This window comes from Paenibacillus rhizolycopersici (assembly GCF_014947195.2).
In the GTDB taxonomy this organism is placed as follows: domain Bacteria; phylum Bacillota; class Bacilli; order Paenibacillales; family Paenibacillaceae; genus Fontibacillus; species Fontibacillus rhizolycopersici.
The window spans coordinates 47,201-59,797 of the sequence record NZ_JADCNN020000025.1; the positions used below are offsets into that span (position 1 = coordinate 47,201).

At 53.3% G+C, this 12,597-nt stretch carries 12 protein-coding genes; 6 read left to right on the plus strand and 6 right to left on the minus strand.

Features of this window, described 5'->3' with window-relative positions; translation table 11 throughout:
- The first annotated feature begins 8 nt into the window (after positions 1–8).
- The 4 genes from IM700_RS20105 (at position 9) to IM700_RS20120 (ending at position 4,636) form a co-directional block, all read left to right on the plus strand.
- On the plus strand, positions 9–725 hold the full coding sequence (locus IM700_RS20105; RefSeq protein WP_155607545.1) for a response regulator transcription factor: 717 nt from the start codon (positions 9–11) through the stop codon (positions 723–725).
- On the plus strand, positions 722–1,729 hold the full coding sequence (locus IM700_RS20110) for a sensor histidine kinase (RefSeq protein ID WP_155607544.1): 1,008 nt from the start codon (positions 722–724) through the stop codon (positions 1,727–1,729). The genes IM700_RS20105 and IM700_RS20110 overlap by 4 nt, the downstream gene beginning before the upstream one ends.
- Positions 1,730–1,941: 212 nt before the next feature.
- Entirely contained in the window at positions 1,942–2,712 is a 771-nt protein-coding gene (locus IM700_RS20115) for an ABC transporter ATP-binding protein (protein ID WP_193415423.1), read from the plus strand.
- A complete protein-coding gene (locus tag IM700_RS20120) occupies positions 2,687–4,636 on the plus strand; it encodes an FtsX-like permease family protein (RefSeq protein WP_193415422.1) in 1,950 nt (649 codons plus the stop codon). The genes IM700_RS20115 and IM700_RS20120 overlap by 26 nt, the downstream gene beginning before the upstream one ends.
- 77 nt (positions 4,637–4,713) lie before the next feature.
- On the opposite strand, the gene IM700_RS20125 is transcribed toward IM700_RS20120, so the two are convergent.
- The 4 genes from IM700_RS20125 to mnmL all read right to left on the minus strand — a co-directional run bounded on the left by IM700_RS20125 (position 4,714) and on the right by mnmL (position 7,896).
- Positions 4,714–5,664, minus strand: coding sequence for an alpha/beta fold hydrolase (locus IM700_RS20125; protein WP_193415421.1), 951 nt, complete (start codon positions 5,662–5,664; stop codon positions 4,714–4,716).
- A 262-nt stretch (positions 5,665–5,926) separates the two neighbouring features.
- Positions 5,927–6,325: a VOC family protein gene (locus IM700_RS20130; protein WP_155607540.1), complete on the minus strand. Its 399-nt coding sequence runs from the start codon at positions 6,323–6,325 to the stop codon at positions 5,927–5,929.
- A 29-nt stretch (positions 6,326–6,354) separates the two neighbouring features.
- On the minus strand, positions 6,355–6,936 hold the full coding sequence (gene mnmM, locus IM700_RS20135) for a tRNA 5-(aminomethyl)-2-thiouridylate-methyltransferase MnmM (protein ID WP_193415420.1): 582 nt from the start codon (positions 6,934–6,936) through the stop codon (positions 6,355–6,357).
- Between the two features lie 6 nt (positions 6,937–6,942).
- A complete protein-coding gene (mnmL, locus tag IM700_RS20140) occupies positions 6,943–7,896 on the minus strand; it encodes a tRNA modification radical SAM protein MnmL/YtqA (RefSeq protein ID WP_155607538.1) in 954 nt (317 codons plus the stop codon).
- Positions 7,897–8,229: 333 nt separating this feature from the next.
- Between mnmL and trmB the strand changes: the two genes are divergently transcribed.
- The gene (gene trmB, locus IM700_RS20145; protein WP_155607537.1) at positions 8,230–8,940 is read left to right on the plus strand and encodes a tRNA (guanosine(46)-N7)-methyltransferase TrmB; all 711 of its coding nucleotides are present in this window, start codon (positions 8,230–8,232) and stop codon (positions 8,938–8,940) included.
- A gap of 72 nt (positions 8,941–9,012) precedes the next feature.
- Here trmB and IM700_RS20150 read toward each other — a convergent pair whose 3' ends face one another.
- Together IM700_RS20150 and IM700_RS20155 are read right to left on the minus strand one after the other, a co-directional pair.
- Positions 9,013–10,152, minus strand: coding sequence for an MGDG synthase family glycosyltransferase (locus IM700_RS20150; protein ID WP_193415419.1), 1,140 nt, complete (start codon positions 10,150–10,152; stop codon positions 9,013–9,015).
- 49 nt (positions 10,153–10,201) lie between these two features.
- Positions 10,202–10,729 carry a phosphatase PAP2 family protein gene (locus tag IM700_RS20155; RefSeq protein ID WP_155607535.1) on the minus strand — a complete coding sequence of 176 codons (528 nt, stop codon included), beginning with the start codon at positions 10,727–10,729 and terminating at the stop codon, positions 10,202–10,204.
- A gap of 612 nt (positions 10,730–11,341) precedes the next feature.
- Between IM700_RS20155 and IM700_RS20160 the strand changes: the two genes are divergently transcribed.
- Positions 11,342–12,583: a glycosyltransferase family 2 protein gene (locus IM700_RS20160; RefSeq protein ID WP_155607534.1), complete on the plus strand. Its 1,242-nt coding sequence runs from the start codon at positions 11,342–11,344 to the stop codon at positions 12,581–12,583.
- Positions 12,584–12,597: the final 14 nt, after the last annotated feature.

Sequence of the window (12,597 nt, forward strand, 5' to 3'; positions counted from 1 at the left end):
ACTGAAGGATGTTTACGATCCTGATCGTCGAAGACGACGCCAAAATGGCCGGGATGTTATCCGGGCATATCGAGAAATATGGTTACCGCGCGTTGCGTGTGAACGACTTCGGTCGGGTGCTGGACGAGTTTCGGGAATCTGCCGCCGATATGGTGCTGCTGGACGTCAACCTGCCGAAGTTCGACGGCTTTTACTGGTGCCGTCAAATCCGTGGCTTGTCCACCTGCCCGATCCTGTTCCTGTCGGCGCGCGACAGCGGGATGGATCAGGTTATGGCGCTCGATAACGGTGCTGACGACTACATCACCAAGCCATTTTCCTACGAGGTCGTCATGGCTAAGATCCGCAGCCACTTGCGGCGGGCTTATGGCGATTATTCCGCCAAACAGGAAGAGCGGACCGTAAGTGCGGCGGGGCTGATCCTTTACCCTGAACGGTTTACCGTGACGAATGGAAAAACGAACGTGCTGCTGACGCAGAAGGAAGCGGTGCTCTTGGAAGCGCTCCTGCAAAAGGCGGGCCGGGTCGTCAGTCGCGAGAAGCTGCTGGATCTGATGTGGCAGGGCCATCATTTTATCGACGATAACACGTTAAACGTATATGTAACCCGCATCCGCAAAAAGCTGAAGGAGTTAGGCATGGAGGAAGCAGTGGAGACGGTACGCGGGGCAGGGTATCTGTTTCAAGCGAATGGACATGCCGAAGCCGGGGTGATTTCGGAATGAGGCTGTTTTGGAAGGAGCATGTCCCGCTGCTGCTGTTTCTCGTGCCGCAGATTCTGCTGGTTCCTTTCCTATACTGGTTGGCCGGGACCCGCCAGGCCGAAATTGCCGGTTATGCCCTCCTGCTAAGCTTTACGTTGCTGCTGCTTTACTTGATCTACCGGTACGTTAGCAACCGGGAGGTGTACCGGCGGATGATGGAGCCGCCGCAGACACTGGAGGAGTTGCTGCAGCCGGCGGGGGATACCCCGCTTGCTCTGGCTTTGCATGAACTGCTCGAATCGGGGTACCGGTTATACGAGTCAGAACTCTATCGCTACGGCAAGCAACGCGAGCAGCAATTAGCGTTTTCGGGCCGTTGGGTTCACCAGATGAAGACGCCGATCTCGGTCATTCAGCTCACGCTGGAGAATGAACGCGAGAAAGAGACGCTACCGGAATCCGTGCTCGACAGCATTCAGGAGGAGCTTGACCGATTGCGCAAAGGGCTGGAGATGGCATTGTACACCTCTCGGCTGGAACAATTCGAGCATGATTTTCACGTGGCACCGGTTCGGCTTTTGGATGTGGTGAATGAGGCCGTTGCCGACCACCGCAAGCTGTTTATCCGTAAGGGAGTGTACCCGGACATTCGCATCGCTGAGGAGCTTGAGGTGTATACCGACAAGAAGTGGCTGATGTTTGTGCTCGGCCAATTGATCACGAACGCGGTAAATTATTCCGCCGGAGTGGGGGAGAAGGTAGAGTTTACCGCATACGCTCGCGGCAAAAAGACGGTGCTCGATGTTCGCGATTACGGTATCGGCATTCTGAAAGAAGATATCCGCCGCGTCTTCGAACCTTATTACACGGGACAACGCGGGCGGCAGTACAGCGAATCGACCGGGATGGGCCTCTATTTGGTCCATGAGGTGTGCAGCCGCTTGGGGCATCGCGTAGAGCTTGCGTCCACGCCGGGACAAGGAACGACTATAAGCCTGCTGTTTGAGCGACAGCGACCGTTATAGAGCACAGGGGTAACGTTGATCGGTTTCTTCGAGGTCAGCGAACCGCTGTTTTTTTTGCCCGAACATAACCTTACAAACATTTAAGATTGGATTAAGATCCATCGATGGCTGGCATCCCGGCGATAGGTTAGAGTATAACCATAACCACCCGGGCCGCGGCAACAACGCAAGACGAGCTTGCCGAAGGCTCCGCGAAAGGGGATTAGACACAAATGGAAATACTTAAGGTCCAGGGATTAAACAAGGTATACCCGGGAAAAATTGCGACGCGCGCGCTGCAGGACATAGAGCTGACGATTGAGAAAGGCGAATTCGTCGGAATCATGGGACCCTCCGGCAGCGGGAAAACGACGCTGCTCAATCTGGTCTCGACCATTGATTCGCCCAGCTCGGGAGAGGTGCGAATCAACGGGAAAAATCCGCATGGCTTGAAACGGAAGGAGCTTGCCGCCTTTCGCCGACGCGAGCTGGGGTTCGTGTTCCAGGATTTCAATCTGCTGGATACGCTCACCGTTGCGGAAAATATCGTCCTTCCCTTAACGCTGGATTCCCGTCCTTTCCGGGAAATGGAGCAGAAGCTGCAAGCCATCGCACATCGGTTGGGGATTACGGACATTCTAGGCAAACGAACCTACGAAATCTCCGGGGGTCAGCGGCAGCGAGCCGCGATTGCACGGGCGATGATCTCCTCGCCATCGTTGCTGCTGGCTGACGAACCAACGGGCTCGCTAGATTCGAATGCGTCCCGCAACGTCATGGAGTTGCTGGAGACCTTGAACCGTACCGAAGGCACCACGATGATGCTGGTCAGCCATGATCCGCTGGCAGCGAGCTATTGCGATCGGGTCGTGTTTATCAAGGACGGCAGACTGACAAACGAAATTCACCGGGGCGACAGCAGGCAGGTTTTTTTCCAAAAGATCATCGATATGCTGTCGTATTTGGGAGGGAACGCGCATGAACTTTCTTCAATTCGCGTTTAACAATGTCAGACGTAATGCTCGGGCTTACTTCGCTTATTTCCTGAGCAGCGCTTTTATGGTCATGATCTTTTTTACTTATGCGATGTTCATTTTTCACCCGGGTATAGCCCAGAGCGAAATGGGACGGATGACGAGTATCGGGATGGAGGTCGCGGAATATATCATTTTCGTGTTTTCTATTCTGTTCGTGTTATTTTCAATCGGCAGTTTCTTGAAGGCGCGCAGTAAGGAGTTTGGTGTGCTGTCACTGCTGGGGGCGACTACCGGCTCGATCAACCGGCTTGTGTTTCTCGAAAACCTGATCATTGGCATTGGGTCCATCGTTGCGGGCTTGGCCGGGGGGCTGCTGCTTTCCAAGCTATTCCTGCTGCTGAGCGTGAAGGTGACGGGGATGAACCGGCTGCCCTTCTACATGCCTTGGAAGGCGATGGGGTTCACGGCGATCGCGTTTCTGGTCTTGTTTGCCGTGTTGTCGGTTTTTACGCTGGTTTTCTTCCGGAAAAATCAGGTTATTGAACTGCTTGGCGGAAGCAGCAAGCCGAAGACGGAACCGCGCGTTTCCTGGGTGCTGGCGCTGCTTGGCGTCGCGCTGCTGGCGAGCGCGGTGCTGCTCCTGAAGGGCGGCGAAGGCCTGGACTTCCCCAAAGTGATGATGGCGGCTGCAACGGGGATCTGGGGGACCTACTTCTTCTATACCCAAGTGACGGTGGCGCTCATTCGACTACTAAGACGCAGTCGCCGCCTGTTGTGGCGCGGAACTCGTTTGCTTTGGGTGTCCGAAATGGCCTATAAAATCAAAGATAATGCGCGGATGTTGTTTATGGTTACCGTCGCCATCTCGCTGGCGTGCATGAGCGTTGGCGTCATACTGGCAGCCCAGGCCCAAAATGAACGGATATACGAGGGGGATCCATTTGCCTTCTCGTACGGCATCTATGAAGAAGAATTCGTGGAAGCGGATGTGGCCTGGATCGATCAACAGCTGTCTGAACAAGGGATTCGTTATGAAACCATCGAGCAGGAATCGTTCTCGGGTTACCTCGGTACAATGGAATCCTATGTGAAAGTTTATTCGCGTTCGGAATATAACAAAGCCGCAGCGTTGTTAGGCAAGGAGATGTTGCCCGAGATCGGCAAAGGGCAATCCGTCGCGCATGCCATGGAAGGATCCGCCGCAGAGCGTATGCTGAAGGGGAAAACTATCCCGTTAACTCTTTCGATTTTGGGGGAGCCCATGGAGCTCGAGCTGTTGCCAAATGAGGTTCCGTTAATCGGCTCCAATAGCTACACCTCGGTTGTCGTGTTGTCCGACGCTGATTTTACGGAACTCAAGAACGGCTTAACGGAAGAAAATCAGAATCGTCTGTACCGTGATATCGAGATTTACGTTCCAAGTTGGCAGCACAAGGGGGCGCCTCGTCTCCAAGATCCGGAGATCGTCATCGGGAAGAGGCTGTTTCATGGGATGATGAATCGCCTTGAAAACAAGGTGACCGATAATTATATGAGCTCGCGTGGCCGATCCTACGCGGAAACTCGAGAACAGCTCTCGATGCTGAGCTTTGTTGGGATTTTCATCGCCGCCATTTTCTCAGTGTCCTCTGCCAGCTTCCTGTATTTCAAGCTGTACAGCGAATTGAACCAGGACCGGCGGATGTACCATTCGTTGTCGAAGATCGGGCTGGGAGACCGTGAAATGCGTTATTCCTCCAGCCTGCAAATCGCCTTGCTCTTCTTCATCCCGGTGGTCATCTCAGGGATTCAGACGATGGTTGTCCTGTCTTTGTTAGGGGCTAGATTCCTGCTAGGGGATGTCACGGTTCCGGTACTGACGGCCACCGGTGCTTTCCTGGCGGCGCAGCTACTGTATTATGTCGTAGTTCGCTCGCGTTATGTGGTGCAATTAAAACGCGTAATGGTATAATGTACAATCAAAAAGCGAGCTTGCTGTCGGTATCCTCTCCGTAAGGGAGGCTCCGGTTTGCATGCTCGCTTTAAAGTTTATTTTGCGGGGGATGCCGCCAGCGGCATGTGGCTCTCCAGCCAACCCAGCACATCCGACATCACTTCGTCGCGGTTGACTTCATTCAGCATTTCGTGACGACCGCCGGGATATAGCTTGACCGAGACTTCTTTGAGACCCAGTCGGTCGTATAACTTGGCCAGTCGCCGTATTCCGTCGCCGTTCCGGCCGACCGGATCCAGATCGCCTCCGAAGATATAGATGGGCTTCTCCTTGGGTATGGAGCGCATCTTCTCCGGGCGGTGGATCTCCTGCAAGAGGCCGAAGAACCCGTAAAAGAAGCCGGCACTGCACAAGAAGCCGCAGTGCGGGTCCGCTATGTATTTATCGACCTCCTCATCGTCTCGGGAGAGCCAATCGAACGGCGTTCGCGCCGGAAGGAATTTCCGATTAAAGCTGCCGAAAGTCACCGCGTTCATCAGCAGGCTGGGATGGCTGTCGCCTTGCAGCAGGGCTTGGACTCGGGCCAAGGTACGGCCGATGCCAAGTAGGCCTCGAGGACCGTTCGTCCCCGAGAGAATAAATCCGGCGTAAGGCTCAGGCGTTCGGTACATGACCTTCTGAGTCAAGAAGGAGCCCATGCTGTGACCGAGCAGAAACAGAGGCAGGTCCGGGTGCTCCCGGCGGATGATGGCGGAGAGCCCGGTGATATCCTCCGCCATGCCGGTAAAACCTTGCTTGCCCGGCCAGCCCAGTTCCTCCGGACTCCCGGCGGTGCGGCCGTGGCCACGGTGGTCGTTCGCGTACACGATGAAGCCATGGGCGGTCAGCACCCGCGCCAGACGTTCGTAGCGCTTGGCGGTCTCCGCCATGCCGTGAGCGATTTGCAGTACGCCCCGCAGCGGCGCCTCGGAATCGTCAGAACTCCAGCGGTACACGAAGACAGGATGGCCGGTGTCATTGTCGAAGGTAAACGTATGCTCTTCCACGCACAGCCCTTCTTTCCTTGATTTTAATAAAGGTTGTTCAATAAGTCATCTTTCCATGACGAAGCAGAACATGTGAAGTGGATTCGACATCGAATCTTGAATTCAGCCGGTCCCAAGCTTATGCTTCCGATGCATGTTTCCTACGGAAACATTTCAGTTGCTCACGTACCCAAAACGTACGCTCCGCTACTCACTCCCTAGCTTCATCCAACCTTCTCGGTCCTGAAAACCTGACTTTTTGAACTTGCACTAATAGAGGAGATCAAGCTAGGAACGCCGGTTGGAACAATTCGATCCGCTCGCCATCGGGGCCGTTAAAGAAGAAGAAACGGCAGCCGTTGGGCAAACTGCGAATTTCCGGATCGAGTCCCGACAGGCCCAGAGCGGAAATACGGTCATACTCCTCCTCAATATCGCTGGCCGTAAAGGCGATGTGATTGACTTTGCCTTCATTCGGCAAATCTTCGCCTTCACGAATATATACGAGTTCCACTTCGACTGACTCCTGCCCCGGAAAGGTCAGGAAGGCCAAACGCAGCGATTCACCCACCTCGCCGATCGTGGATAGCAGCTTCATGCCGATAATTCGTTCATAAAATTCAATGGAATCCTCCAGCGCCGAAACGCGGATTCCGATATGCTCGATTTTGCGAATCCCCAAATCGATGACCCCCAATGATTGATGGTTTGTTATTTCTTCTCGACAGCGATCAAATACGGCGCAGCCGACCTTTGCGGCTGTCGGTAGAGAATTGCTTGCCCGGCGGAAGCAGGGAGTAGCGCCGCCCATGCTTCTACTGCCGCCGCTTCGGCGTCACCTCCGGGATGGCCGGGGTAGAGAACGGCGGTCAGGATCCCGCGCGGCCGCAGCAGGGCGAGGCCGGCCTCCAGGGCCGGCAGCGTGCTGTCCGGCAGCGTGATCAGCGCCGAATCGGCGCCCTCGGCAGGAAGATAGCCGAGGTTAAACATGACGGCGCCCAATCGGCCGTGTACGTCGGACGGCAGCACGGCCGCCATGTCCGCGTGGCTGGCCTGGAGCAGGGACACGGCAGCGATGGAGTCCGCCGGCTCCTTGTCCAGCCTGGCCTGCGTGAGCGCCAGCGCCTGCGGCTGGATATCGAAGGCGAATACTCGCCCCTTCGGTCCGCAGGCCTTGGCCAGGAACAGGGTGTCCGCGCCCGTGCCCGCCGTGGCGTCGACCGCGGCGTCGCCAGGCGCAAGCCGCTCACTCGCCAGTTTATGTGCGAAGCTTAATACGGAGAGAAAGCCCATAGCCTATCAGCGTCCTCTCCAATACTTGCCTTGCCAGGAATCGCGGCGTTTCAGCTCGGCGTCGATGGCGTTCAGCACTTCCCATTTCTTAAGGCTCCACATCGGTCCGACCAGCAGGTCGCGTGGAGCATCCCCCGTCAGCCGGTGCACAATCATTTCTGGCGGTAGAAATTCCAGCGTATCCACGATCAGCTTGATGTATTCGTCCTGTTCCAAAAATCGCAGCAACCCCGCCTCATATTGCTTGACCATCGGCGTTTTGCGCATCAGATGGAGCAGATGGATCTTGATCCCCTGCACATCCATGTTCGCTACAGCGCGGCCGGTTTCCAGCATCATTTCGTGCGTTTCCTGTGGCAATCCGTAAATGATATGCGTGCAGACGCGAATGCCTCGTTTGCGCAGCTTCTCCACCGCATCGAGGTAGCACTGCGTATCATGCGCCCGGTTGATCAGCGTAGACGTCGATTCGTGGATCGTTTGAAGGCCCATCTCCACCCAAAGGTAGGTCCGCTCATTGAGCTCGGCCAAATAATCGACGACATCGTCGGGCAGGCAATCCGGCCGCGTGGCGATAGATAAGCCGACGACCCCCGGTTGCTCAAGTATCGCCTCGTAATATTCACGAAGGACCTCCACCGGCGCATAAGTATTCGTATAGGCCTGGAAGTACCCGATATATTTGGCATGCGGCCATTTCTGATGCTGCCGGTCGCGGATCGTGGCAAATTGTGTGACCAGATCGTCTCTGCGGCTCCCGGCGAAGTCGCCCGATCCCCGGGCGCTGCAGAACGTGCAGCCGCCTTTCGCGATCGAACCGTCCCGGTTGGGACAAGTGAATCCGGCATCCAGCATGACCTTAAATACTTTGTCCCCGAACTCGCGTCGCATCTCGGTATTCCATGTATGAAATCTTTTGTCTCCCCACCAAGTAGGAGTGTCCGTCATCAGTGTACTCATTGCGGCTCCTTCATTTTGTCACAAAATAATTTATGCATATTTATACAACGGCGAAAGCCGCGTCCGTACGCCGCTTCCACTGGATTCATTGTATCAAATTTCGCGCAAAAAGGGGAAGTGTGCTTGCCTGATTCCTTGCGGCAGGTTTCGGAATATGTTATTTTGAAAGTATCAAATTCGTTGGACCCCAATTCCAAAATATATCGAAAAAGGAATCACTCGTCTCGTCTCCCCGGCGAACGGTTGGTTCCTTTTTCATTGCGCGCTTTACATTTTCGGCGATCTTCGGCACAATATTGCAAGGAATGGATAACAAGAAAGCGGAGGAATAACATGCGTTTACGCGGTAGAAAAGGAATACGGGAGAATTTGGAACAACAGCAGGAGCTGGTTGTCCTGAATCCTCGGGAATATAAAGGGCGTTGGGCTGAGGTGTTCGGTAACGGTCGGCCGATCCACATCGAGCTTGGCATGGGTAAAGGCCAGTTCATCAGCGGCATGAGCGTGAAATATCCGGACGTGAATTTCATCGGTATGGATATGTACGACGAGCTGATCCGACGGGCTAGCGAGAAGGTCCGTGCGAAGTGGGATGAGCAGGGAGCGAAGGAGCCGGAAACCGTTCGTCTGGCGCTCGGCAACATCGAGATGATCGAAGAGTTTTTTGCGCCGGGGGAAGTAGAACGCATTTATTTGAATTTCAGCGATCCTTGGCCGAAGAAGAAGCATTGGCGTCGGCGGCTGACCCATCCGCGTTTTCTGGACAAGTACCGCCAGCTTCTGAATGAGAACGGCGAAATTCACTTCAAGACGGATTCGCGCGTGCTGTTTGAATTCTCGCTGAATGCCTTCGCTGCTGTGGGACTGCAGATGAATGACATCTCGCTCAGCTTGCATGAAGGCGGGATCAACGAGGCCCATGTCATGACGGAGTATGAGAGCAAATTCGTTGGACAAGGGATGCCGATTTACCGCTGCGAGGTCATGGTCGGCGAAGCGGCAGTGCGGCGGTACCAGGAGCGGAAGATGGAGATGTTTGAATAGCGAACAAAAGCGGAGCAGGATGGATATCCTTAGCTCCGCTTTTTTTTGCGACTGGCCGTTCCTTCAGGCCGGTTATTTTCGGATGAAATTCGTATTTGCAAGAAGATCGATAATAGCTTGGGCACTCTGCATCGGCCGGAATAGGGCAATATGATTCAAGACCTCTTCCCGCTTGCGAACGACATCGTCGTACTGTTCGGTCAACCGTTTGACCCAATTGGTAATGTCGTCCAACGAATTGATAGGGGTTCCCCATCCCTGTTGCGTAAAATAATGTGAATTTTCCTCTTCCTGTCCGGGAAGGGGCTTGTGAAACAACATGGGGATGCCTTTGGCCAGCCCTTCGGAGCAGGTCATGCCGCCGGGTTTGGTTATCAGCAAGTCGGAAACTTCCATCAGCTTGTCGATTTCCTTTGTGAACCCAAGCAGGTGAATATTCGGATGTATGAACCGGGGGTCCTTCTTCATCTTCTCCAGCGACTTCTCATTGCTGCCAAAACAGAAGATGATCTGGATTTGCTCTCGGTACAAAGCGAGTAGCGAATTAACCGCCTCATCCTTCATAAAACCCCAGCCCCCACCCATGACGAGTACCGTAGGCATATCCTTCAAGCCGAACTGCAGCCGGATATCCTCCTTGTGGTGGCGCTCCCAGAAGTTGGGGTGGACCGGAATGCCGGTAATTAGAATTTTGTTCTTGTCTACACCGCGCTCTAACAATTTCCTCTGCACTTGATCGGTAGAGACGAGGAAACAATTCACTTCTCGGCTGACCCAGGCGCCGTGTACATCGTAATCGGTAATCACGGTGCAAAGCGGGACGTCCAGCATGCCCAGCCGCTTCAGACGTGAGATCACCGCGCTGGGAATCGGATGGGTACAGACGATGACGTCAGGATGAAGCTGACGGATGATTTGAATCGTACGCGTATAGAAAATCCGATGAAGAGCCAGCGTCGTCAATCGGTTCAAAGACTTTTTATAGTTACTGCGATACATCATACGGATAAGCCGAGGTTGCGAGGACACCGTTTTTTTGTAAGCGGTAATGATGATCGGCGCCACTCTAGGGTTTAAAAAACTGCCAAGCTCTAGGACTTTCGTCTGCACGTTTGGCGCGATCTTTCGTAAACTGCTGGAGAGCGCGTAGGCCGCTTGTGTATGACCGGCTCCAAACCCCTCGGATAAAAGCAAGACTCTCTGTTTTTGCACTGGTTTCACCTTTTCCTGCAAGGTTTTCCTACTGTCTACAATATCCCCTTTAAGCCCATATTGCAACCGTTCCGAGCGCTACGGAGGAGCCAATCACGGCTCCTGCCAGGGTGTCCGATGGATAATGCAGACCTAAATAAATACGCGATACCGCGACGAGCAGAGCCACCGGTAAAAGCACCAATATGAGTCCAGGAGCAGCCGCCATAAACGGCACGGTGACGGAAAAAATCGCTGTTGTATGACCGGATGGAAACGAGTGGTCCGTCAGCGGATTTCGGAAAGTGTTCGTGCCTGGCAGCGTTAAGTAGGGCCGGAGACGCGGATAGGTCTTTTTCACCAGCGCTACCGGAAGATGACTAATTGCAAGCGCAACGCAGGATTGCAAGCCGATTCGGCTCCACGGCTGCGGAGCGGCCAACCAAATGAACAAGGATGAGAGAATGGTAAACCAGGCTCCACCTAAATGGGTTAAATGGTACAGCCAAAAATTCAGGAAGCTGCGATGCAAGCGGCCGTTGATCCCTACAAAGAGCTGCTGGTCGAGTTGTTGAAGCTTATGGAATAAACGAATCATGAAATCCCTCCGCACGATGTTTGACCGCATTCTTACCGCCCGAGAACTGCCTGTCCAAGGGCTGCCCGTTTCAAATAGCATGGCATTTTCAAGTTAGACTTATCATATTTTTAATCCATGGCCTTTTCAAGGACGTTTTTTGGGTTGCAGGCCGTGCTCTTTTTTGACTTTCCGCCCCTTGCCCCTGTACAATGATTCAAATCATAGCAAATAAGTTTAAAAAAAAGGGTGCAGAATTGTAAACTTTTTGCTGGGTTATCACGTTTATGTAGATGTAATGCCAATGCGTCGTCAGCCGGGTCGTTAAAAAAAAGAAGAAATTAGAAATAAAAAATGCCAAAAGTGATGAAAATAAGATGTAACCGTACCTGAAAGCAGGATGCGGTGGTCCCGTATGCCAAAATTGCCGGACTTCGAGGTATTTGAGCGACGACGGGGTCTTAGTGGTTTTGACAAAAGCAGTCAACTCATGGAAAATCGTAATGGTTTAAAAAAAGAGCCGGTAATCGTATCAGTGAGAAAACGCAAGAAGAATGAAAGGGTCATAAACAACAAAAAAACTCCGAAGTAAATAAAAAAACAAATCATCGGAGAAAAAGGGGGCAAGAAATCATGTTAGATGTCATCTTGATCTCGCTGCAGGTTGTGCTTGCAGTGGTAGGGGTGTATCAATTTGGTTTGGCTTTATTTGGCATGTACAGGAAGAAAAACAAAGTTCAACACGCACCGAGCAAATCCTTTGCCGTGTTGGTCGCGGCGCATAACGAGGAAAGAGTAGTCGGGGCGTTGATGGAGAATTTGAAGCAGCTTAACTATCCGAAAGAATTATACGACGTGTTTGTCATTTGCGATAACTGCACCGATAATACCGCGAGCATCGTCCGGAGCCACGGCATGAACGCTTGCGTGCGCAGCAATCCGAATTTGCGCGGGAAAGGCTACGCCATCGAATGGATGCTGAAGCAATTGTGGAAAATGCCGCGCCAATATGACGCGGTCGTCATGTTCGACGCCGACAACCTGGCTCATCCGGATTTCTTGCGCGAAATGAATAACGATCTTTGCTCTGGCGCCCGGGTGATTCAAGGCTACATCGACACGAAGAATCCGGAGGATTCATGGATTACCGCTTCTTACGGGATTTCCTACTGGTATTGCAACCGTCTGTGGCAGCTGTCCCGAACAAACCTGAAGATGGCAAATTTCCTCGGGGGCACGGGGATGTGCTTCGAAACTGAGTTGCTCAAGGAAATCGGCTGGGGCGCGACCAGCCTGGTCGAAGACCTGGAGTTCACCATGCGCTGCGTCGAACGCGGTGTGTACCCGGTATTTAACTATGACGCCAAGCTGTTTGACGAGAAGCCGTTGACGTTTAAAGCGTCGGCTCGCCAGCGCCTTCGCTGGATGCAAGGACACTTCACCGTTGCTCGCCGTTACTTCTTCCCGCTGCTCTGGAAGAGTATTAAAGAGCGGAGCATGGTGAAGCTGGACATGGCGCTCTACGGCGCTAACGTATACATCGTGCTGCTGACGTTCCTGCTGACGGCATTCATCTGGGTTGACCAGTCGCTGCTTCGCGGACCGCACTTCGATACGCTGTACGGCTACCTGCCGATGTGGGTGTCCTACGTGGCGATCGTCGCGAATGTCTTTATTTTCCTGATGGCGATGTTCCTTGAGAAGGTAAAGTCCAAGAAGGTGTATGCTTACCTGATCCTGTTCCCGATTTACTTGATTTCCTGGTGGCCGATCACGTTCTACGCGTTCTTCACGCAAAACAACAAGCAATGGAGTCATACGCAGCATACGCGCGTTGTTCGCCTAGAAGAAGTCCAAAGCAACAAGGTAAGTTAAAAACCAGCTTTTGA